The organism is Saccharothrix sp. NRRL B-16314 (assembly GCF_000716595.1).
In the GTDB taxonomy this organism is placed as follows: domain Bacteria; phylum Actinomycetota; class Actinomycetes; order Mycobacteriales; family Pseudonocardiaceae; genus Actinosynnema.
On sequence record NZ_JNXC01000005.1, the window covers coordinates 223,626 to 243,794 of the forward strand.

At 71.5% G+C, this 20,169-nt stretch carries 18 protein-coding genes; 6 read left to right on the plus strand and 12 right to left on the minus strand.

Annotated elements, in window-relative coordinates; translation table 11 throughout:
• Window positions 1-4: 4 nt before the first annotated feature.
• The 6 genes from mtnB to OQ02_RS12270 all read right to left on the minus strand — a co-directional run bounded on the left by mtnB (window position 5) and on the right by OQ02_RS12270 (window position 5,773).
• Complete coding sequence (gene mtnB / locus OQ02_RS12245) at window positions 5-592, minus strand: methylthioribulose 1-phosphate dehydratase (protein ID WP_033438465.1); 588 nt, start codon at window positions 590-592, stop codon at window positions 5-7.
• Window positions 589-1,263, minus strand: a complete 675-nt coding sequence (gene mtnC / locus OQ02_RS12250) for an acireductone synthase (protein WP_033438466.1) — start codon at window positions 1,261-1,263, stop codon at window positions 589-591. The genes mtnB and mtnC overlap by 4 nt, the downstream gene beginning before the upstream one ends.
• The gene (locus OQ02_RS12255; RefSeq protein WP_033438467.1) at window positions 1,260-2,264 is read right to left on the minus strand and encodes a s-methyl-5-thioribose-1-phosphate isomerase; all 1,005 of its coding nucleotides are present in this window, start codon (window positions 2,262-2,264) and stop codon (window positions 1,260-1,262) included. Before OQ02_RS12255 ends, mtnC begins: the two co-directional genes overlap by 4 nt.
• A complete protein-coding gene (locus OQ02_RS12260) occupies window positions 2,264-3,412 on the minus strand; it encodes an acyl-CoA dehydrogenase family protein (protein ID WP_051772195.1) in 1,149 nt (382 codons plus the stop codon). Before OQ02_RS12260 ends, OQ02_RS12255 begins: the two co-directional genes overlap by 1 nt.
• An 88-nt stretch (window positions 3,413-3,500) precedes the next feature.
• Complete coding sequence (locus OQ02_RS12265; RefSeq protein ID WP_156076998.1) at window positions 3,501-4,688, minus strand: hypothetical protein; 1,188 nt, start codon at window positions 4,686-4,688, stop codon at window positions 3,501-3,503.
• The gene (locus tag OQ02_RS12270) at window positions 4,685-5,773 is read right to left on the minus strand and encodes an XRE family transcriptional regulator (RefSeq protein WP_156076999.1); all 1,089 of its coding nucleotides are present in this window, start codon (window positions 5,771-5,773) and stop codon (window positions 4,685-4,687) included. Before OQ02_RS12270 ends, OQ02_RS12265 begins: the two co-directional genes overlap by 4 nt.
• A 214-nt stretch (window positions 5,774-5,987) precedes the next feature.
• Here OQ02_RS12270 and OQ02_RS12275 point away from each other — a divergent pair, with 214 nt between their 5' ends.
• Complete coding sequence (locus OQ02_RS12275; RefSeq protein ID WP_033438469.1) at window positions 5,988-6,224, plus strand: hypothetical protein; 237 nt, start codon at window positions 5,988-5,990, stop codon at window positions 6,222-6,224.
• Between the two features lie 118 nt (window positions 6,225-6,342).
• Window positions 6,343-7,116, plus strand: coding sequence for a hypothetical protein (locus OQ02_RS12280; RefSeq protein WP_231499981.1), 774 nt, complete (start codon window positions 6,343-6,345; stop codon window positions 7,114-7,116).
• Window positions 7,117-7,148: 32 nt separating this feature from the next.
• Here OQ02_RS12280 and OQ02_RS12285 read toward each other — a convergent pair whose 3' ends face one another.
• Genes OQ02_RS12285 through OQ02_RS12295 form a run of 3 tightly spaced genes read right to left on the minus strand, consistent with a single transcriptional unit; the run spans window position 7,149 to window position 11,389 of the window.
• Window positions 7,149-9,821, minus strand: a complete 2,673-nt coding sequence (locus OQ02_RS12285) for an AAA family ATPase (RefSeq protein ID WP_033438471.1) — start codon at window positions 9,819-9,821, stop codon at window positions 7,149-7,151.
• Window positions 9,822-9,831: 10 nt separating this feature from the next.
• Window positions 9,832-10,818: a zinc-binding dehydrogenase gene (locus OQ02_RS12290; RefSeq protein WP_033438472.1), complete on the minus strand. Its 987-nt coding sequence runs from the start codon at window positions 10,816-10,818 to the stop codon at window positions 9,832-9,834.
• A gap of 1 nt (window position 10,819) precedes the next feature.
• A complete protein-coding gene (locus OQ02_RS12295) occupies window positions 10,820-11,389 on the minus strand; it encodes an NADPH-dependent FMN reductase (RefSeq protein ID WP_033438473.1) in 570 nt (189 codons plus the stop codon).
• A gap of 123 nt (window positions 11,390-11,512) precedes the next feature.
• Between OQ02_RS12295 and OQ02_RS12300 the strand changes: the two genes are divergently transcribed.
• Together OQ02_RS12300 and OQ02_RS12305 are read left to right on the plus strand one after the other, a co-directional pair.
• Window positions 11,513-12,823 (plus strand): MFS transporter, encoded by a 1,311-nt coding sequence (locus OQ02_RS12300; RefSeq protein ID WP_033438474.1) that lies wholly within the window; start codon window positions 11,513-11,515, stop codon window positions 12,821-12,823.
• A 107-nt stretch (window positions 12,824-12,930) separates the two neighbouring features.
• Window positions 12,931-13,707 carry a hypothetical protein gene (locus OQ02_RS12305; RefSeq protein ID WP_051772197.1) on the plus strand — a complete coding sequence of 259 codons (777 nt, stop codon included), beginning with the start codon at window positions 12,931-12,933 and terminating at the stop codon, window positions 13,705-13,707.
• A 14-nt stretch (window positions 13,708-13,721) separates the two neighbouring features.
• Here OQ02_RS12305 and OQ02_RS12310 read toward each other — a convergent pair whose 3' ends face one another.
• Window positions 13,722-16,358, minus strand: coding sequence for an AfsR/SARP family transcriptional regulator (locus OQ02_RS12310; RefSeq protein ID WP_231499982.1), 2,637 nt, complete (start codon window positions 16,356-16,358; stop codon window positions 13,722-13,724).
• Between the two features lie 124 nt (window positions 16,359-16,482).
• Entirely contained in the window at window positions 16,483-16,779 is a 297-nt protein-coding gene (locus tag OQ02_RS12315) for a hypothetical protein (protein ID WP_033438476.1), read from the minus strand.
• Between the two features lie 88 nt (window positions 16,780-16,867).
• Here OQ02_RS12315 and OQ02_RS12320 point away from each other — a divergent pair, with 88 nt between their 5' ends.
• Both OQ02_RS12320 and OQ02_RS42315 read left to right on the plus strand, forming a co-directional pair.
• Window positions 16,868-17,707, plus strand: a complete 840-nt coding sequence (locus tag OQ02_RS12320; protein WP_033438477.1) for a helix-turn-helix domain-containing protein — start codon at window positions 16,868-16,870, stop codon at window positions 17,705-17,707.
• A 10-nt stretch (window positions 17,708-17,717) separates the two neighbouring features.
• Window positions 17,718-17,879 (plus strand): DUF397 domain-containing protein, encoded by a 162-nt coding sequence (locus OQ02_RS42315; RefSeq protein ID WP_081915548.1) that lies wholly within the window; start codon window positions 17,718-17,720, stop codon window positions 17,877-17,879.
• Between the two features lie 48 nt (window positions 17,880-17,927).
• On the opposite strand, the gene OQ02_RS12325 is transcribed toward OQ02_RS42315, so the two are convergent.
• Window positions 17,928-20,129, minus strand: a complete 2,202-nt coding sequence (locus OQ02_RS12325; RefSeq protein ID WP_033438478.1) for a terpene synthase family protein — start codon at window positions 20,127-20,129, stop codon at window positions 17,928-17,930.
• Window positions 20,130-20,169: the final 40 nt, after the last annotated feature.

Below are 20,169 nucleotides of genomic sequence, written 5' to 3' on the forward strand. Positions count from 1 at the left end.
GCGCCTACCTCCTGCGGGTTTCGGCTTCGAAGCGCAACAGCCACTCCAGGCATTCCAGCCGGTGCCGGGCCTGGTGCAGGTCGTCACCCCACACGTACACCCCGTGCCGGGCCACGATCAAGGCCGGCACGTCCGCGCGGAACCCGGCCTCGAACGCGTCGCCGAGCACCCGCATGTCCTGGCTGTTCGGCACGACCGGGACCACGACCAGGTCGTCGTGCGCCTGCCGCCCGAAGCCCTTCAGCATCTCCAGGTCGCGCAGTTCGACGCCGCCCGGCCAGTGCTCGGCCGCGACGACGGGCGCGAGGGCGTGCACGTGGACCACCGCGCCCGCACCGGACACCGCCGCGATCCGCCCGTGCAGGCCCGCTTCGGCCGACGGCACGCGCACCGGGTCGTCGGTGCGCCCCTCGGCGTCGACGATCACGACGTCCTCGGGCGTGAGCTCGCCCTTGTCCTTGCCGCTGACCGTCACCGCGAGCCGCAGCGGGTCGCGGTCGACGACCACGGACAGGTTGCCCGACGTGCCGCGCATCCAGCCCATCGCGGTGTACCGGGCGCACTCCGCGGCCAGCGCCTCGCCCGGCGTCACAGGGCTTCGACCGTCCGGTGTGGACCGAAGTCCGCGTCGCCGTAGGGCTCGCCGGGACGCGCCACGCCGACCGTCCGCCAGCCCGCCTCGGCGGCGGCGTCCAGTTCGGCGGGCACGTCCGAGTAGAACGTGATGTCGGCGGCGTCCGGCACGTCGAGCGCGGACGCGATCTTCAGGTACGACCCGGCCTCGCGCTTCGGGCCCGCGTTCACGGTGTCGAAGTGGTACTGGAACAACGAGGTCAGGTCGCCGTCCGTGGTGTGCGCGAAGAACGCCACCTGGCCGGCCACCGAACCCGACGAGAACACCGCCAGGTCCTTGCCCTCGTCGTGCCACTTGCGCAGGGCGGGCACGACGTCCGGGAAGAACTCGGCCACGAGGTCGCCAACGGCGTAGCCCCGCTGCCAGATCAGGCCCTGCAACGTCTTCAGCGGGGTGACCTTCTGGTCGGCGTCCATCCAGCCGTGCAGCACGCGCACCAGCTCGTCCGTGCCACCGTCCACACCGGACAGTTCACGGATCTGCGCGACGGCCTCGACCACGGTCGGGTCGTCGGGGTGCTCGTCGATCCACGGGCCGAGCCTCGGCCGGGCGTAGTCGTACAGCGTGACCAGGACCTGGTCGGTGGCGCTGAGCGTGCCCTCGATGTCCAGCACAACCCACTCACTCATGGACGTTCCTCAACGTAGTAATCGGCCAGGCCGTGCGGAGCGTACGCACCGCGGTCGGTCACCACCGAGGTCACGAACCGCGGCGGCGTGACGTCGAACGCCGGGTACAGGCCGCGCGCCCGTTCGGTGGCGGTGCGGCGGCCGAGGGTGTGCAGCACGTCGTCGCCGGGCCGGTACTCGATCGGCACGTCGGCGGCGGTCGGCGCGAGCCGGTCCGGGGCCTGCACCATGGCCAGGAACGGCACGTCGAACGCGTGCGCCGCGACGGCCAGGCCGAGCGTGCCGACCTTGTTGACCACGTGCCCGTCCATGGTGACCCGGTCGGCGGCGGTGAGCAGCACGTCCACCTGGCCGGTCGACATCACGGCCGCGCCCATGCCGTCGGTGATGAGGGTCGTGTCGACGCCCATCTCACCCAGCGTCTCCGCGGTCAGGCGGGCGCCCTGGAGGTACGGGCGGGTCTCCGTGCAGACGAACCGCAAACGCTTGCCCAGCGCCTGAGCAGCGGTGACGGTCTCGGTCAGGTAGAGGTCGGCCCAGCAGTGCGTGAGCACCGCGCCCTCGTCCGGCAGCAGCTCGGCGGTGTGCTCGCCCAGCTTCCGGCTGCGCGTGCGGTACCGCTCGTCCCCCGCCTTCGCGCCCTTGAGCGCACCGGCCTCTACGTCGTCCGACTCGTCCACGCCGGCCAGCACCGCGGCGACCGCCTTGCGCAGGTGGTTGTTGGTGCGGCGGGTGGCGATGAGCAGCTGCCCGGCCCGGTCGAGCTGGGCGCGGGCTTCGTCACGCGGCAGTCCGCGTGCCTCGCGGGCGGCCAGCACCATGCCCCACAGGGCGGCGAAGTACGGGCCCGAGGACTGCGTGACCATGTCCTCGATGGCCTTGGCGACCTCGGCGACGGTGCCGCAGCGCACCCAGGTCCGCTCGAACGGGAAGTTCCGCCGGTCGAGGACGTGCACACCGTCGTCCTCCAGGCGCACGCTGCGCGCGAGCAGCGGTTCCATCAGCTGTACCCGGTGAACGGGGCGTGCTCGCCGGTGAGGAAGTACGCGCCGACCTCGCGCGCCTTGTACGAGACCGGGTCGTGGAGCGTGAGCGTCCGCGCGTTGCGCCAGAACCGGTCGAACGCGTACCCGGCCGCCGTGGCGCGGGCGCCGCACAGCTCGAACACCCGGCTGGTGGTCTGGTTGGCCACCTTCGTGGCGACGACCTTGGCGGACGAGATGGCGGCGGCGGTCTCGGCGCGTTCGTTCCTGGTCAGGTCGGCGCCGCGCTCGGAGGCTTGGTACAGCTTGTCCGAGGCGTGGTCGGTGAGGAACCCGGCGGCCTGCGTCTCGGACACCAGCTCGCCGTAGGTGCCGAGGATGTACGGGTCGGCCGTGGCGCTGTCGACGCCGCTGAGGAACCACGGGCGGGTCGTCGTGCGGGTGTACTGGGCGGCTTCGGCCAGCGCGCCTTCGGCCATGGCCACGTACAGCTGGGCGAGCGCGAGCTGGAAGCCGAGGCCGGCGAGGGAGAGTCGCGGGCTGGTCTCGTCGTGCACGCCCAGCACCTGGTCCGCGGGCACGTGCACGTGGTCGAACACCACGCCGCCGCTGGCCGTGAGGCGTTGGCCGATGTTGTCCCAGTCGCCGGCGTAGGTGATGCCCTCGGCCTTCGCGTCGAGGGTGAACGTCACCTTGTCGCCGGTCTCGGTGTCGGTCGCGCTGACCACCAGCCGGTCGGCCACGGAGGCCCCGGTGGCGAACGTCTTGCGCCCGGTGACCTCGAACCCGCCGTCGACGGGCCGCAGCTCCAGCGCCGCGTCGAGGGGGTTGCTGACGCCTGCCCAGAAGATGTCGGCAGAGAAGATGCCGGCGCGGAACACGTCGTCGCCGACGGGCGCGCTGTCGAACAGGCCGCTGCGCCAGACCTGGAGGTAGTGGTACCCGAGGAGGTGCCCGATGTTGGCGTCGGCCGCGCCGACCACCCGGGTGACCGCCTGCTGGGTCGCCCAGTCGTCGATCGCCAGCACACCGGACCGCCGCAGGGCGTCGACCTCGGCCACCGGCTCCGCACCGCGCCGATCCCGCTCCCCCGCGTCCACCCGCAACGCCGTGGCCAGTTCCTCGGCGACGGTCAGCCACTTCTGCCGACCATCGGTGCTCGTCATGCCACGCCTCCCGCTCGTCCACGTTCCAGCAGGCGAGCCTAATCGCCGGCGAGCGCGTGGAACTGAGCGTTCCGACACATGGGAGCCGCTACCCGTTCGCCTGACGACCGGGGCGGTAGTGGTGCAGGAGGCCGAGGTCGGCCAGCAGCTTCTCCAGCCGCTGACCGCCGTGCCGACGCCGCTGCGCCTCGACGTGGTCGCGCCACAGCTGCCGGTCTTCGCGCCAGGCGGCCAGGTAGTCCGCGCACAGCTGCGGCTCGATGAGCCGGTTGCGCCCGCCGGCGGCCTTCAGGGCGGCGATCATCCTGGTCTTGTCGGCGGCGTCCAGTTCGGCGTCGCCGACCATCGCGATGACCTCGTCGATGAACCGCCTGCGCCGACCGAGGAACTGCCGCCAGTACGCGACCGTGGCGTCGGTCAGGCCGTGACCGGTGTCGAGCAGGCCGAACAGCCCTTCGGCGAGGCAGTCGCCGAGCTCCTCGGTGCGGGCCCGCATCGTGTCCCGGTACGGGTCGTACGGCTGCTGGATGGCCAGCCCGGTCACCGCGGACGGCGCCAGCCCGGTGTCGTCGAGCAGGAAGAACCAGTCCTCGTTGTAGATGTTCGGGAAGAACGACGTGAACGACTCCCGACCGACGGCGAGTGCGCCGGTGCCGATGAACGTGTCCTGGGCGCCGCCGGCTTCGCGGTAGGCGTGGCAGACCACCGAGTTGTCCGGGTAACCGCCGACCGAGAGCCCGACCCCGGTGAAGCGGTCGAGCAGGCCGACGGCGTCGGCGAGGTCGTCCGGGCGCGGGATCATGACGTCGTCGTCCACGTAGACGATCCGCTCCCACCCGGCAACGGCCGCCAGCAGCAGCCCCAGGTTGCGCTTCAGGCTGGTGTCGGTGCGGCGGTCGAACCTGCCGCCGCGCCCGCGCAGCATCGTCGTCGTCCGGAACTCCGGCACGAGGTCGGCGGACACCTCCGCGATGTCGACCGCGACGATCTCCACCCCCGCCCGTGCGGCCAGGGCGGTGGCGGCGTCCGCGGACGAGCGGCGGCTGCACAACGTGACGAGCGTGCACCGGTGGTGCTTCGCCAGCGCGACGACGTTGTGCAGGTAGGCCGCGGGTCGCGAGGTCGGCACGATGATGGCGTCCACCTTCGCCGGCTCGGCGACCTCGTCCCGGGCCAGCAGGTGTCGGTGGGACGCGTTGTGGTTCGCCGATCGGGACCGCTGCGGAGCGTGGTGCGGATCGTGGTGCGTGACCGGCGCAGGGGCTGCGACGTTCAACTCCGGCCCTCCGGCCATTCGAGAAGTCGGGACTCGGGCGTGTTCCAGTCCGGTGTGACCACCTGACCGTTCACCACGAACACCCTGGTGAGGATGCTGTAGGCGGCCTCGCCCGCGAAGCGCGTCGCCAGGTACTCCGCGTTGCGGTCGCGAAACCTGCCGTCGGTGAGTGCCCGCACGACGCCGAGGGTTCCCCGGCCGTACTGGCCATTGCAGATCGTCACCGTCCGCTTGTGGTTGAACGGGTTCGGCCCGCGGTAGAAGTGGGCGACATCCTCGTGCAGCACTTCCCGACCCCGGAACGTGTCCAGTTTCGGCGACAGCAGTGTCTCCCCGCCGTCCGGTCGGCGCACCAGGAACCCGCCGGATTCCGCCTCGTCGTGCCGGGAGACCTGCGTGATCGGGAGGTCGACCCGGGTCAGCAGCTCTCGGGTGACGAGGTTCCAGTCGACGCCGCCGAGCAGCACGAGGTGGGTGGTGTAGTCGTCCGGTTCCAGGTCCGAGGCGATGCGGAAGTTGACCTGGCTGCGCGGGTTGGTCGCGCGGATGTGGCCGTGCAGTTCGATCAGGGCGTCCAGGTCGGCGTACGTGTAGAGCTCCACGTAGTCCGGCTGGGTCGGGTCCGAGTAGGGCATCTTCGCCCGCATGTCGGCCGGGAGCTGGGCCACCACGATGGTGATGACGTGGCGGTCGTCGAAGTACCAGAAGCCGCGGTCGGACGGTTCCGCCGGGGACGTGACGCCGACTTCGCGCTGTTCGACTGCCCGGAGGCCCGTGAGTTCGCGCAGGAGCTCTTCGCGGACGCGCTGCTCGTCGGCGGTCAGCTCGTCCACCGGGATCAGCCGGTAGGGGCGGTGGGCGACGGAGCGCCTGGTGGCGAAGAACGTGGCGTAGGAGGCCAGTCGGTGCAGCGGGGGCGTCTTGGGCCTGGTGCGGCTCTCCCACGACGACAGGAGCGGGACGCTGGCCGGCTTCTCGGCGCTGAACGCCTCGGCGAGGTCTCCCTGCGTGATCGGCACGTCGGGCCACTGTTCCTCACGCAGCGCCCGCAGGCGGTGCGCCAACGAGGGGGAATCCCCGGTCACGACCACATCCGACACGTCCGAGCGCCCCTTCAGTGAACTTCAGCGTATCAGCTGAAGAGGGAAACATACACTATCGCGTGCAAAAACCGCGCCCTGGTAACCGCATAAGGGGGTTGTCAGTCAAGTACAGCTGCCCTACCCTCAAGTTACTGAGATTCAGTCAATTTCAGTGAGTCTAGGTGAAGTTCACCCAGGAAGCCATCCGGGGGTCGCTATGAACATGCTCACCGCGTTAGCTCAATCGTCCGGGACCACCGAGTGGTCGCCCGTCGTCGTCATGGTCATGCTGGGCGCGATGGCGCTGGTCATGGGCCTGGCAAAACTCCTCCGCCGAGTGCTCGGCATGCTCACCAGGGTGCTCCTGTCGGCCGGTGCGGCCATGACCGGGATCGCCACGATGCTCGCCCTGTGCACCGTGCTGACCACTGTGTTGCTGGTCTACGTGCGCTGAACCGAAGCGTGCGGTTCACCCCCTTCGACTACGGTGTGCGGGCCCGTATCGAAGGGGGAGTCGCACGATGGACCTGTCGCGCAGATCGTTCCTGGGGGGAACGGCGGTTGCCGTCGGGGTGACCGCGACCCTCGGGACGACCGCGTTGGCCGAGGCCCCGGCTGCGCGTCCACTTCAGACGTCCACACCGCACTTGCTGGAAGCCGAGCAGCTGGTCGGCTACCTGTCGCTGCCGACGTGCCCGTTGGGCAACAACACGTACAAGGAGCCGGACCAGCCGAACGTGGTCCGGTGGGGCTCCCCCGGTGACGCGTCGGGCTGGGTCAACCAGAGCCAGTGCGCGTCGTTCCTGACCGCGGTGCTGCGGCGGACGTACGGGTGGGCGACTCCGAGGTTCTTCAGCCGGCACTTCGGCTTCGCCAGCCCGTTCGCGCGCGACTACCGGGCGGCGTTCGCCGAGCGGGAGATCCCGCGCTTCGAGCCCGTCACCGCGGTGGCGGACCTCCGTCCCGGCGACCTGATCGCCATCGACTACCGCAACGACCAGGACACCAACACCGGGCACGTGGTGATGGTGCGGTCGGTCAAGGGCGTCTACACCGCACCCAGCCCCAGCCTGAACTTCACCGACGAGACGCAGTACGCGGTGGAGGTCGTCGACTGCACGTCCGAGCCGCACGGCGTGTTCGGGGTGGGCAACTACTTCCGGTTCCCGGACAACCGGATCTTCAACGCGACCGCCCAGACGGACGGCGCGGGCTACGGGCACATGATGTTCTACGCCTCGGACCCCACCGGCGGGTTCTCCCGGTACCGGTGGAGCGTCAACACGTCGTCCGCCGGCACGTTCACCGTGGCGCAACGCCCCGTCGCCGCCGTCCGCATCACCTGACCGCTCGCGGCGGTGCGGTCAGGGCGGGCCGGTCACGGGAGTGACAGGCGGGTCAGGGCGGTGCGGGAGGTCACGCCCAGCTTCGGGTAGGCCTTGTAGAGGTGGTAGCCGACGGTCCTCGGGCTCAGGAAGAGCTGGGCGCCGATGTCCCGGTTGGTCAGTCCCTCGGCGGCCAGGCGGACGACCTGGAGTTCCTGCGCGGTGAGGGTGCTCAGCGGGTCGGGGCCGGGGACGGCGCGGCTCTCGCCGGTGGCGCGGAGTTCGGTGCGGGCCCGGTTCGCCCACGGGGTGGCGCCCAGGCGCTCGAAGACGTCCGACGCGGAACGCAGGTGCGTGCGGGCGTCGGACTTGCGCCGGGCCCGGCGCAGCCACTCCCCGTAGACCAGCTCGGTGCGGGCGCGTTCGAACGGGCGGCCCGCGTCGGCGCGGTGCAGGTCGACGGCTCGGGTGAACCACTGCTCGTCGTCGGTGAGCAGGGCGCGGCAGCGCGCCGCGACCCCTTGCGCCCACTGCTGACCGGTGCCCCGCGCCCACTCGTCGTACCAGGCGGCGGCGTCCTCGGCGGTGGCGTGCTTCCCCGTCCGGACGGCGGCTTCGACCAGGTCCGGCAGGCTGGAGATCGCGTACAGGCGGTGCGCGCCGGCGGCCACGTCGGCCAGCCGGTCCAGCACCGCGTCGTGCCGGCCGGAACCCAGGTCCAGCAGGGCGAGCGCGCACGCGGCCCGCACGGACTGGGGCGGACCGCCGGTCAGCGTCGCCACGAGTTCCGAGCACCGGACGTCGTCACCCTCGATGGCGGCCAGTTCGGCGAGCACGCTCGCCAGGAACCCGACGCTGAACTCCTGGCCGATGTCCGCCGCGATCCGCATGCCCTCCTCGGCGGCGGCACGGGCGTCGCGGTGCTGCCCGAGGTGCAGCCGGCCACGCGCCAGGTACGCGAGGGCGCGGGGCAGGACGCCGAGCGCGCCCTGGGCACGGGAGTGGTGTGCCAGTTGGGCGGCCCAGTCGTAGGCGGCCCGGTCGTCGCCCAGCACGAGGTACCACCACGCGTTGATCGCGTGCTCCGGTCCGGCGACGTACCGCGAGCCGAGCAGTGCCCGCAGCGCCGCCATGCCACCGGGCACGTCGGCGCCGTCCAGGCCCGTGGCCGCCTGCTCGGTGAGTCGGGTGTCGTCGGCTCCGGGCAGGTCGGCCGCCAGTGCCGCGATGGCGCGCACGGCGTCGAGGTCACGCCCGGCCCACGAGTGCTGCGCGGCGAAGAACAGCATCTCCCCCGCCAGGTCCGGCTCCGTCTTCCTGGCGCACATCGCCGCGCGGACGAGTTGCTGCGACGCCTGCGCCAGACGTCCCTGCTCGCCGGCCAGCCTGGCCTGGATGCGCGCCACCCGCGCCTTGTCGACGTGGTCCGGCAGCAGTTCCCACGCCTGCTCGGCGAACGCCGCCGCGCGGTCGAACTGGCCCGCCGCACCGGCCGCACCCGCTGCCGCCGCGAATCGGTGCCCCCGCTGCGCCGGGTCCGGGCTCAGGTCGGCCGCGCGCTGGTAGGCCGACGCCACGGCGATGTACCCGCCACGGCCGCGCGCGTCCTCGGCTGTGCGCGCCAAGGCCGCGGCCACGTCCTCGTCCGGCTCGGTGGTGGCGGCGGCGAGGTGCCACGCGCTGCGGTGTGCGTCGTCGACGACGTCGGCCAGGGCTTTGTGCACGGCGAGGCGGCGCACGAGGGACGCGCTCTGGTAGGCGGCGGTGCGGATCAGGGGGTGGCGGAACGTCAACCGGCCTTCGTCGGAGCGCAGGAGTTGGCGGTGCTCGGCGACTTCGAGGTCGTCGACGGACGCGCCGAGCAGGCCGGCGGCCTTGAAGACCACGCCCGGATCGCCGGTGTCGTCGGCGGCGGCGACCAGCAGGAGGGTGCGGGTGCGTTCGGGCAGCGCCCCGATGCGGTCGGCGAAGGTCTGCTGGATGCGGCTGTGGGTGGGGAGGGCGGCGACGCGGTAGCCGTGCGCGGACGGCAGGTGGCCCTCGCGCTGGGCGGCGGGGAGTTCCAGCAGCGCCAACGGGTTGCCGCGCGCTTCACGGGCGATCTGGTCGCGGACGTAACGCGGCAGGTCTGCGGCGTGCTCTTCGAGGAGCGCGGTGGCGTCTTCGGGGGTCAGGCCGGTGAGGCGCAGCTCGGGGAGACCGGGTGCGGGGAACGGCGGCGCGTGCAGGTCGCGGGCGGCGAAGACGATGGCGATGCCCTCGGCCTGGAGACGGCGCGCGGCGAACACGAGGGCGTGCGTGGAGCCTTCGTCGAGCCAGTGCGCGTCGTCCACCAGGCAGAGGACGGGGCCTTGTTCGGCCAGGTCGGCGAGGAGGGTGAGGACGGCCAGACCGATCAGGTAGCAGGCGCCGCCGTCGGGAGGTGCGAGGCCGAGCGCGCTGCGCAGGGCGGCGGACTGGTTGGGCGGCAAGGAGTCGAGGCGGTCGACGACGCCGCCGAGGATCAGGCTCAACCCGGCGAACGGCACCACCGACTCGGACTCGATCGCCGTACCCCGCAGGATCCGGAAGCCGCCCGCGGCGGCGCTCACCCCCGTGTGGGCGAGCAACGCCGACTTGCCGATCCCCGCCTCGCCGCGCACCACGAGCACACCGCTGCGCCCGGCACGGGCGTCGGCCAGGAGTCCATCGACCACCGCCAGTTCGGTGGACCTGCCGTGCAGCATGGTCCCGACCCTAGCCGGCGTCCGGGATCAGGACGACCTTGCCGACGGTCTGCCTGCTCTCCATCGCCGCGTGCGCCCGCGCCGCCTCGGCCAGCGGGAACGTCTGGACCACCGGGGTCAACCGGCCGGCCGCCGCCTCCGCCAGCGCCCGCGCCTCCGACGCCCGCAGCCCACCGGCGCGCCTCGCCACGTGCGGACCGACGGCGACGGTCGCGGTGAGGGAGCGTTCGAACAGGTCGGTGGTGGACACGCGCACCAACTCCCCCGACGACGACCCGAACACCACCAGCCTGCCACCCGGCGCGAGCAGGTCCAGCGCGCCCCGCCCGACCTCGCCGCCGACGCCGTCCAGCACCACGCTCACCTCACGCCCGCCCAGCTGTGCGATCACGTCCTCCTGCCACCCGTCCCGCCGGTAGTCGACCGCAATCGCCGCACCCGCCCGCAGCACCACCCGCCGCTTGTCGCCGCACCCGGACAGGCCCGCGACCCACGCCCCGACCCGGGAGATCCCCTGCACCAGCAACGTCCCCACGCCACCGGCGGCACCGGTCACCAGGACCACGTCGTCGGGACCGACCGCCGCCGCGTCCAGCACGCCCAACGCCGTGCGGCCGGTGCAGATCATCGCCACCGCCGCCGCGAACCCGAGCCCGTCCGGCACGACGTGCAGCGCGCCGACCTCCCGCACCGCCAGCTCGGCGTACCCGCCGCTGGCCAGGCCGAGTTGCGTCACCACCCGGGCGCCGAGCCACGACCGGTCGACGCCGGCGCCGACCGCGTCGACCACACCCGCGACCTCGCTGCCGGGTGTGGTGGGGAGATCCGGCAGCGGCACCCACTCGCCGCAACCGCGCCGGATCACCGCGTCCACCAGGTGCACGCCCGCCGCACGCACCGAGATCCGCACCTGGCCGGGCCCTGCCGACGGCTCGTCGACCTCCTCGCACCGGAGCAGGTCGGCCGGGCCGAACTCGCGCAGACGGATGGCAAGCACGTCAGGCCCCGTAAGGCCGCTTCGCGCGGGCTTCCTGCAGAGCCGTGCCCCACCAGACGAGCTGGTCGAGCAAGGTCGTCGCGGCCTTGTCCGCCCCGTCCGCGTCCACCGGGTTGCCCTCGGCGTCGAACCGCTCCCAAGCCCCGTGGAAGCTGACCCCGTCCCGCACCGTCACGGCGTGCAGCTCGGCGAAGACCTGCCGCAGCTGCTCGACCGCCCGCAACCCGCCGCCGACTCCCCCGTACGACACGAACCCCACCGGCTTGGCCTGCCACTCGGTGAAGTGCCAGTCGATGGCGCTCTTCAGCGGCGCGGGGAAGCTGTGGTTGTACTCGGGCGTGATGACGACGAACGCGTCCGCGCCCGCCAGTCGCGGCGAGACCAGCGCGACTTCCGGCGCCCGCTCCTCGCCGAAGCCGTGCAGCCGGTCCGGCAGGTCGAGGTCGTCCAGGTCCAGCACGTCCACGCTCAGGTCGGCGCGCTGCTTGGCCCGGTCGGCGAACCAGTTCGCCACGACCGGCGCGAACCGGCCCTTCCGCGTGCTGCCCACGATGATCGCCAGCTTGATCATTACGGTGTTCCCTCCCTCGGTGTGGTGTCGAAGTTACGAGCGCGGCGCGGGCGCGGGCATCTGTCACGTGACTGGTCACCCGACGGATTCGACCGGTGGGCAGGCGGCCGTAATTTCGCCGCCATGACACAGGACGCGCAGGTCAAGACCCGTTGGGCACCGGTGGTGGCGCTCGGGTTGGCGATGCTGGTGGTGACCACCGAGATGACCGTCGCGGCGGTGGCGCTGCCCAGCCTGGGCGGTGACCTGGACGTCGGTCCGTCCGCCACGGCGTGGGTGCTGCTCGCATACACGCTGCCGATGGCGGCGATCGCGATCCCGGCCGGGCGGTGGGTGGACCGGGCGGACGTGCGGTCGGCGTTCCTGCTGGCGCTGGCCGGTGTCGCGGTGGCGAGCGTGATCACGGCCGCCGCGCCCGCGTTCTGGGTGGTGCTGCTGGGACGGGTGCTGCAAGGCGTGGCCGGGTCGCTCGTGCTCGCCGGGTACATGCCGATCGTGGTCGCGGCGGTGCTGCCGGAACGGCGTGGCCGCGCGATCGGCTACGTGGTCACGATCATGACGATCGGCGGGTTGGCGGGCGCGCCGCTGGGCGGGTTCGTGGCCGGCGCGTTCGGGTGGCGGTCGGTGTTCCTGGTGAAGCTGCCGCTGGTGGCGGTCGTGCTGTGGCTGGGGTGGCGTTCGCTGCGCCGTGACGGGCGCGGCCTGCCGGTGCCGGACCGGGCGTTGGTGCTGGAAGCGGTCCTGCTGGGCGGTGCGATCACGGCGGTGCTGCTGGCGTTCGAGGACGCGGCCTGGTTGCTGGTGGTGGCGTTGGTGCCGGCGGTGTGGTGGGGTCGGCTGCCCTCGTCCCGGCCGGTGCTGGTGTTGGTGCGGCAGCGGCTGTTCGGCCTGCCGCTGCTGGCATTGACGCTGGTGTCGACGTTGGGCGGGGTGACGCTCTTCCTGGTGCCCTACCACGTGACGGACGTGCTGGGCGGCACGCCGGAGGACGTCGGGGTGGCGTTGCTGGTGTTCGTCGCGGGGGTGGGTGCGCTGTCGGCGGTGTCGGGTTCGCTGGCCGACCGGTACGGGCCGTGGCTGGTCGCACTGGTCGGGTCGGTGGTGACGGTGCTCGCGCTGGGGTTGCTGCTGCTGCCGGTGGCGTCGTTCGTGGAGCTGTGCGTGCGGCTGGCCGTGCTGGGGGTGGGGCAGGGCTTGTTCAACGCGGCGATCAACACGCTGGTCATGTCCGGTGCGCCGCAGGGGATGGCGGGTGCGGCAGGCGGCCTGAGCGCGACCGCGCGGATGGTCGGGACGACCGTGGGGCCCGCGGTGGCGGCGTTGACGGCAGGGCTGGTGGGTAGCGGTGACGGCGGGTTCCGGACGGGGGTCGCGGTGTTGACGGCGGTGGCCTTGGCCGGGGCGGTGGCGCTGGCGGCGGGCAAGCAGCGCTGAAACGCAAGCGCCGAAAGGCAGGCGCTGAAAGTCAGGCGCTCAAAGGGCAGCGCCGGCAATACTCCCGATGATCGTCCGACCGGTCCGGTACGCGAGCATGACGCCCCATGTTCACCCATGACGAGCGGGACCGGCTGCGGGCCGCGCTGGTGTCGGCGGCGAGGACCGATCCGCGGATCACCGGTGCGGCGGTCGTGGGGTCCGCCGCGGTCGACCGCGAGGACCGGTGGTCGGACATCGACCTCGCGCTGTGCCTGGACGAGGCGGCGGAGGTCGACGACGTGGTGCGGGACTGGAGCGACCGCATGTACCGGGACCACTCCGTCGTGCACCACCTGGACGTCCGGCGCGGTGCCACGCTCTTCCGGGTCTTCCTGCTCCCCGACACCCTCCAGGTCGACCTGTCGTTCTGGCCGGCGGCGGACTTCGGCGCGACGGGCGCGGCGTTCCGGCTGGTGTTCGGCACTGCAGCCGACGTGCGAGAGGTCGGACCACCCGAGGCCCTCGACCTGGTCGGGATGGGCTGGCTCTACGCCCTGCACGCGCGGAGCGGCATCGCGCGCGGCCGGGTGTGGCAGGCGCAGCACATGGTGAGCGGCTTGCGGGAGCAGGTGCTCGCCCTCGCCTGCCTGCGGCACGGTCTGCCCGCGGTGCAGGGGCGGGGGATGGACGACCTGCCGGCCGAGGTGACCGCGCCACTCGGTGCCACCCTCGTCCGCGCGGTGGACCCGCCGGAACTGGTCCGTGCCTTCCGGGCGACCGTCGACGCGTTCCTGGCCGAGGTCGGGTGGGTGGACACCGAACTGGCCTCCAGCCTCACGCCGACGATGCGGGAACTGGTCGATACCAGCGCGGCCGGTGCGAAGGCGATCACCCCCGACTGATCCACCGGACCGTCTCAGGCGAGCAGCGCCAGGACGTCGTCGGCGTCCTGCACGCGGCCTTGGGCACGGAACAGGGTGAGGGCTCGTTGCCATGATTCGCGGGCTTCGGCGGCACGGCCCACGGCGGCCAGGACGTCACCGAAGTGCCGCAGCACGCTGGCTTCCTCGTACGAGTTGTCCAACTGTCGGTAGAGCGCCAGCGCGTGCCGGTAGTGCTCGACCGCGTCGGCGTCGCGCCCGTGGTGGTGGGCGATGTAGCCGAGACTGTCCGAAGTGGCCGCTTCGCCCTCGACGTGGCCGAGTTCCCCGTTGAGCGCCAACGCTTCCCGGCAGTGCTCCTCGGCCCGCACGTAGTCGCCGAGCCGCGCCATCCGGTAGCCGACGTCGTTCAGCGCTTCGGCGATGCGGATGGGGATCTCCAACGCGCGGAAGCGGGCCAGTTGCGCTTCCGCGTGCTCCAGCGCGCCGGACAGGTCACCTCGGCGTTCCATCGCCCACGCCATCGCGCGGTGCGCGCCCGCCTTGCCGTAGTCGTCCTCCACCAGCTCCAACGCCTGCCGCAGGTGGTGGTCGCCCTGCTCGAAACGGCCCACGTCGGTCAGCGCCAGCCCGAGGAACTTGTGCGCCGCGACCTGCTTGGACCGGTCGTCGAGCGCTTCGGCGGCGTCCAGCGCGGTCCGCCACACCACGATGTCCTCGGCCGCGTGCCCGCGCCGCAGGTGGTAGTTGGTGAGCGCCCACGCGATGTGCCAGGCCGGCGCGTGCCAACCGTTGGCGATGGCCAGGCGTTGGGCGGCGAGCAGCGACTCGTACTCGGCGTCGAACCAGTCCATCGCGGCGGTGACGTCCGCGAGCGGCAGCGGTGCGCCGTTCGGGGCGGGTACCGGTGGGCGGTGCGGTTCCAGGAGGAGGTCGCCGTTGTGCGCGGTGGCGGCGTAGTAGCCGATGAAGTCCGTCAGGTCGGCGTCGGCGGGCGCGACTTCGGCGGCGTAGAGGCGGACGAGGTCGTGCATGCGGTAGCGGCCGACCTGGTGCTGCTGGACGAGGTGGGCGGCTTCCAGCTCCCTGAGCAGCTTGCGCGTGTCCGGACGGCCGGTCAGGGCGGTGATCGCGCGCAGGCTCAGGTCGGGCGCGGACGTCAGGCCCAGCAGGCCGAACAGCTCGGCGGCGGCCGGGCTGAGCACCCGCAACGAGCAGGCGAACACCGTGCGCAGGTCGGCGCTGAGGTCGTCCAACGCGTCCAGGCGGTGGTCCTTCAGCTCGTCGGTCAGGGCCGACAGCGGGAGGTCCGGCTGGGTGACGGCACGGGCCGCGACGATGCCGAGCGCGAGCGGGAGGCCGCCGCAGAGGCGCAGCAGCTCACCGGTGACGTCCGGCTCGGCTTCGACGCGTTCGGCGCCCAGCCGGGCGGTGATGAGCGCGAGGGATTCGTGTTCGTCGAGCACGTCCAACGTCACCGAGCGCGCACCGTGGGACGTGAGCAGGCCCAGGAGCTGCTGGCGGCTGGTGATCAGCACGGTGCAGTGCGCGCCGCCGGGGAGGAGCGGGGTGACCTGAGTGGTGTCGCGGGCGTTGTCCAGCACGACGAGGACGCGCTTGTCCGCGATCAGGCTGCGGTAGAGGGCGGCCTGGGCGTCGAGGTCGGTGGGCGGGTCGTCCACGCCGAGCGCTTCGAGGAACCCGCGCAGCGCGGTCTGGGGCGTGACGGGCTCACCCGCCGGGTCGAAGCCGCGCAGGTTGACGTAGAGCTGGCCGTCCGGGAAGTCGTCCACGTGCCGGTGCGCCCAGTGCAGCGCCAACGCCGTCTTCCCGATGCCGCCCGCACCGCCGATCGCCGTGATCACGACGGTGGACGACGGTTCGGTGAGGTCGGCGATCTCCTTCTCCCGCCCCGTGAACCACCGTTGCGGTGCGGGGAGCTGACGCGGGACGGCGGTGGTCTCCTGGCGTTCTTCCTGACCGAGAACCCGCAGGTAGAGGTCTTGGAGCGGCTTGCCGGGGTCGGTGCCCAGCTCGTCCGCGAGCTGCCGGCGCAACCCGTCGTAGTGCCGCAGGGCCTCCGACGACCGGCCGCTGAGGTGCAGGGCGAGCACGAGCTGGCCGGCGAGGCGTTCGTCCAGCGGGTTCGCGCGGGTGGCCTGGCGCAGCGCGGGGAGCAGGGCGGCGTGGTCACCGAGCCTGATCGCCACGTCGTTGCGGTCCAGCTCGGCGGTCGCGCGTTCGGTGTGCAGGGCCTCCCGGACCTGGGTGAACCACGGCGATTCGAGCCCGTCCAACGCCTCGCCGCGCCACAGCCCGAGGGCCTGGTCGTACAGCTCGGCGGCACGCTCGTCCGGTTCGTCACGGGCCTGCTTGACGAGGGCGCGGAACTCGGCCAGGTCGACGCGCGCCGGCTCCAGCACGTACCCGTCAGGGCTGCGCCGGATGTCGATCCCGGCCACGCGCAGCTTGGAGACGTACCCGTACAGCGTCTCCTTGGCCCGCAGTGGCGGCCGGGCACCCCAGATCCGGTCCACCAGCCGCTCCACCGGCACCGGCCGCCCGGCCTCCAGCAGCAGCGCCGCCAGCACGCTGCGTCGGCGGGTGTGGCCGATGTCGAGGTCCACGCCGTCGACCGACGCACGGACGCCGCCGAGCAGCCCGAACTCCACGCACAGCCCCCTTGGACAGCCGGTTCAAGGTTCATCCTAGGTTCGCTCCACGGCGTCCGATCAGGCTGTACCCACGACCGCGGATCGATGGAGTACCCGGTGGAGCCCCCACAGCTCCGCCGGTTTACGAGGGGTCGACGTCCCGGCCGGTAGCCCCCTGCCGGTTGGGGCGCCGCGTCTGTCCGAGCACGTCGGCCCGGCCCTTGAGCTGGTCACGCCCCTGGGACAAGGTGCACACCAGGTGGTCCAGCGCTTCTTCGCCGAGCACGAGGCTCACGCCGTTGGACACGCCGAGGACCTTGCTGCGCTCGCCGACGAAAACCTCGACTTGATCGTCCGACAGCAGGTCGACGCTCATCACGCAGGCCGGGGCGACCTCGATGTAGGTGTGGTTGTAGACGGAGTCGTCGCTGATGTGCATGACCGCGACGCTAGAGAGATACGTCTACAGCCGGCTAGTACACGATCAGGTGATACGTTTACTGTCCTGATTTGGCTACAGTCTGATCATGTTCGAATTGGCCGCGCCCTCGGCGCTCCAGTGGTTGATCGGTGTCGAACTCGCGCGGTACCGGAACGAGGCGGGCCTGTCGCTCACGGAACTGTCAGCTGCCTGCGGCATCGGGAAGCCCAAGCTCGGCCACATGGAAACCGGCCGGAGCACACAGTACCCGGGTGACATCCGCAAGATCCTCAGGGCCTGCGACGTCGAGCGCGAGAACATCGACCGGCTGGTGCTGCTGAGCAGCCGCACCGACGACGCCTCGTGGGTGGGCCCGTGGACCGATGTCGTGTCGGACTGGCTGCGCACCATGGTCGGCCTGGAATCGTTGGCACAACGGGAGTTCGTCTTCGAGCCGATCGTGCTGCCGGGCCTCCTCCAGACCGAGGACTACTCGAGGGCCTTGACCAACGCTTCACCGAGGGTGAAGTCCGACTCGGCCGATCGCCTGGTCGAGTTTCGGATGCAGCGGGCGCGGTTGCTGCTCAAGGACGAGCCGCTGGAGCTGCACGCGGTGCTGAATTCGCAGGCTCTGCGGCTGCGGGTCGGTGACCAGGACTTGATGAACGAGCAGTACCGACACCTCTTGAAGCTCGGCGCGCTGCCGAATGTCACCTTGCAGGTGGTGCAGCCCGAGGCAGGACCACACGCCGCGAACACCGGGCAGTTCGTGCTGCTCAACTTCGGCGACGCCCGACCGATCGCCTACATCGAGATTCAGGATGCGGCCGTCTTCGTGGGCGACCCTGAACGGGTTCGGACCTATACGCTGAGTACGCAGAGCCTGGAGCGGGTCGCCCTGTCGCCGGTCGAGAGCGTGGCCCTGATCGAGTCCTTGATCACGTAGGGAGTTCGCCGTGTGGCGTACCAGTAGCTACAGCGCAGACAACGGCAGTTGTGTCGCCGTCAAGTTCCCCGCGGCCGGTCCGGTCGCCGTTCGTGATTCGAAGAACCCCACCGGACCGCAGCTCGCCTTCCCGGCGAACGCCTGGGCCGGGTTCGTCAAGCGCGGCAAGTGAAAAACGGGCCGGAGCGTCTGCGCCCCGGCCCGTTTCACCAGCTGGTGGTCACCCGTTCTTCACCGGGATGCGGGTCGACTTCGTGCCGAGGCCGGTCGGGCCGCGGAAGGCCTGCGGGGCGATCTCCCGGTCGCCGAAGTGCTTGGCCAGGTCGGCGTCGTGGTAGCGGACGACCTCGCGGTGCCAGTGCAGGATGCCGGCCACCCAGTCCTCCAGCTCGGCGGCGTGCGCGGTGAGGGCGTCCCGTGCCTCCGGCCCCAGGTCGAACTCCTCGAACAACGCCGGCAGCTCGATCCCGACCGCGTGCTGGAACTGCTTGAGCCGCGCGTTCGCCAAGTCCGTCGTGACGGCGTACGCGCGTTCCAGGTCGACGTCGAGGAAGTTGCGCACCACCAGGACCATGTTGTGCACCTCGCCCTCGAACTGGATCTCCTTCCGGTAGGAGAAGAGGTCGTTGAGCAGGGTCGCGTAGTCGATCGCCGAGTTCTCGATGTTCCGGATGGTGCGGGTGCGGTAGATCTCCTCGGGCACCAGGCGGCCGTGGCCGAGCCGGGCGAGGCTCATGGTGAGGTCCGAGCCGAACGTGCTGCGCCGCATCTCGACGTAGTCCACCGGGTCGGGCACGCGGTTCTCGTGCTGGTTCTTCAGCTCCCACACCCAGCTGTCCAGCATCAGGTCGATGGCGTGCCGCAACTGCCGCCGGTTGTCGGGCGGCATCGGGGCGGTGGTGCGCTGCCAGACGTCGGCCAGGCCGCGTTCCATCGGGCTCACCGGCGCGACGGGCTCGCCGTCGAGCGGCATCATCCGCTTCAGCCGGTCGGTGGCCACCTTCGCGGCGGGCATGTCCAGCGTGCGGCCGAAGACGGCCGGGTAGTAGTCGTCGCCGTAGGTGCCCCAGGTCAGCCACATCGCGGAGATCTCCAGCTCCTCCGGGGTGGCGTCCGGGTCGATGCCCGCGGAGCACAGGGCGAAGTCGTAGTCCCGCAGCTTCTCCTCGGTCCACACGCGCGGCACGTCGTCGAAGAGGCCCATGGCACGCGCCCAGGCGACGCTCTTCTCCTTCGCGTCGTGCCAGTGCGGGCTCACCTTCACCGCGTACGGCATGTCGAGGGCCGGTTCCGGCAGCGGCGGCACCTCTTCGAACGGCACGTGGCCGTAGCTGCGCAGGCGTTGCGGCGCGGTGGCGATGAGCGAGCGGGCGGCGTTCGTGCCCAGGCCCGTCGGGCCGCCCAGCACGGGGTTCGCCGTGACCGCGCCCTTGTTCATGTAACGGCTGGAGCGGGCGTGCCACTCGTGGCCGCCGGACTGCCAGTCCTGGAGCCCCTTCACGTACGCCAGCACGGCCAGGCGGCCCGCCGGGTCGATCGCGTTCTCGTCCAGCAGCGCCGGCACCTCGGTGACGGCGGTGTGCTCGAACTGGTGCAGGCGGGACGTGAGCAGGTCGTTGACCGCCTCGGCGGCCTCCTGGGTCGGGATGTCGAGGAACTTCTCCAGCACCAGGACGCCGTTGCTCAGCTCGCCCTCGTCCAGCACCTCGCGCTCGTACGAGAACAGGTCGTTGCGCAGGTGGACGGCGTCGGCGAACGTGTCGCGCAGGACGCCCATCGGGCGGGTCAGGGCGATCCGGGCGGGCACCTCCATGCCGGTGACGTGCTCGACCAGGTTCGCCGACCACGGCGCGCCGCCCACCTTGCGGCGCATCTCGATGTACTCGATCGGGTTGGACAGCCGGCCCTCGGAGATGTTCAGCAGCTCCCACATGGACTCGTCCAGCAGGTGCTTCGTGTTGTCCGCGAACCGGCGGCGCCACTCGGGCGAGTGGGAGTGGACGGTGCGCGTCCACAGGTCGGCCAGGCCCTTCTCGACCGGGTTCGTCGGCTCCTCGGTGATCTGCCCGTCCACCGGCATGAACAGCGGCAGCCGGTCGAGGTACGCCTTCGCGCCGGCCACGTCGGGGTTGCGCTTGTACAGCTCGACGAAGTGGTCGTCGAAGTAGAAGACCCACACGTACCAGTCGGTGACCAGGTCGAGGTCGTCCGGCGACGCGTCCGGGTGGGTGTACGAGCAGAGCAGCGCGTAGTCGTGCGAGTCGAGGTCGTCGTCGGTCCAGATGACGGTGCCGTGCTGCGGCACGTCGATCATGTCCATCTCGTGCGCCCACGCCTTCGTGTGCGCCCGAGCCCGTTCCAAATTCGGGTTCAGCCGCGCCGGGTAGGGCATGTAGAAGTCCGGCAACTGGAACGGCTGCATCCGCTGGCACCTCTCGGTCACGTGGGGCTTACCCGGTAAC

Bases quoted from the DNA above. Each gene is read 5' to 3' on its own strand.
- mtnC (WP_033438466.1), bottom strand. From the start codon at position 1,263: ATGAGTGAGTGGGTTGTGCTGGACATCGAGGGCACGCTCAGCGCCACC.
- OQ02_RS12255 (WP_033438467.1), bottom strand. From the start codon at position 2,264: ATGGAACCGCTGCTCGCGCGCAGCGTGCGCCTGGAGGACGACGGTGTG.
- OQ02_RS12260 (WP_051772195.1), bottom strand. From the start codon at position 3,412: ATGACGAGCACCGATGGTCGGCAGAAGTGGCTGACCGTCGCCGAGGAA.
- OQ02_RS12275 (WP_033438469.1), top strand. From the start codon at position 5,988: ATGAACATGCTCACCGCGTTAGCTCAATCGTCCGGGACCACCGAGTGG.
- OQ02_RS12285 (WP_033438471.1), bottom strand. From the start codon at position 9,821: ATGCTGCACGGCAGGTCCACCGAACTGGCGGTGGTCGATGGACTCCTG.
- OQ02_RS12295 (WP_033438473.1), bottom strand. From the start codon at position 11,389: ATGATCAAGCTGGCGATCATCGTGGGCAGCACGCGGAAGGGCCGGTTC.
- OQ02_RS12300 (WP_033438474.1), top strand. From the start codon at position 11,513: ATGACACAGGACGCGCAGGTCAAGACCCGTTGGGCACCGGTGGTGGCG.
- OQ02_RS12305 (WP_051772197.1), top strand. From the start codon at position 12,931: ATGTTCACCCATGACGAGCGGGACCGGCTGCGGGCCGCGCTGGTGTCG.
- OQ02_RS12315 (WP_033438476.1), bottom strand. From the start codon at position 16,779: ATGCACATCAGCGACGACTCCGTCTACAACCACACCTACATCGAGGTC.
- OQ02_RS12320 (WP_033438477.1), top strand. From the start codon at position 16,868: ATGTTCGAATTGGCCGCGCCCTCGGCGCTCCAGTGGTTGATCGGTGTC.
- OQ02_RS12325 (WP_033438478.1), bottom strand. From the start codon at position 20,129: ATGCAGCCGTTCCAGTTGCCGGACTTCTACATGCCCTACCCGGCGCGG.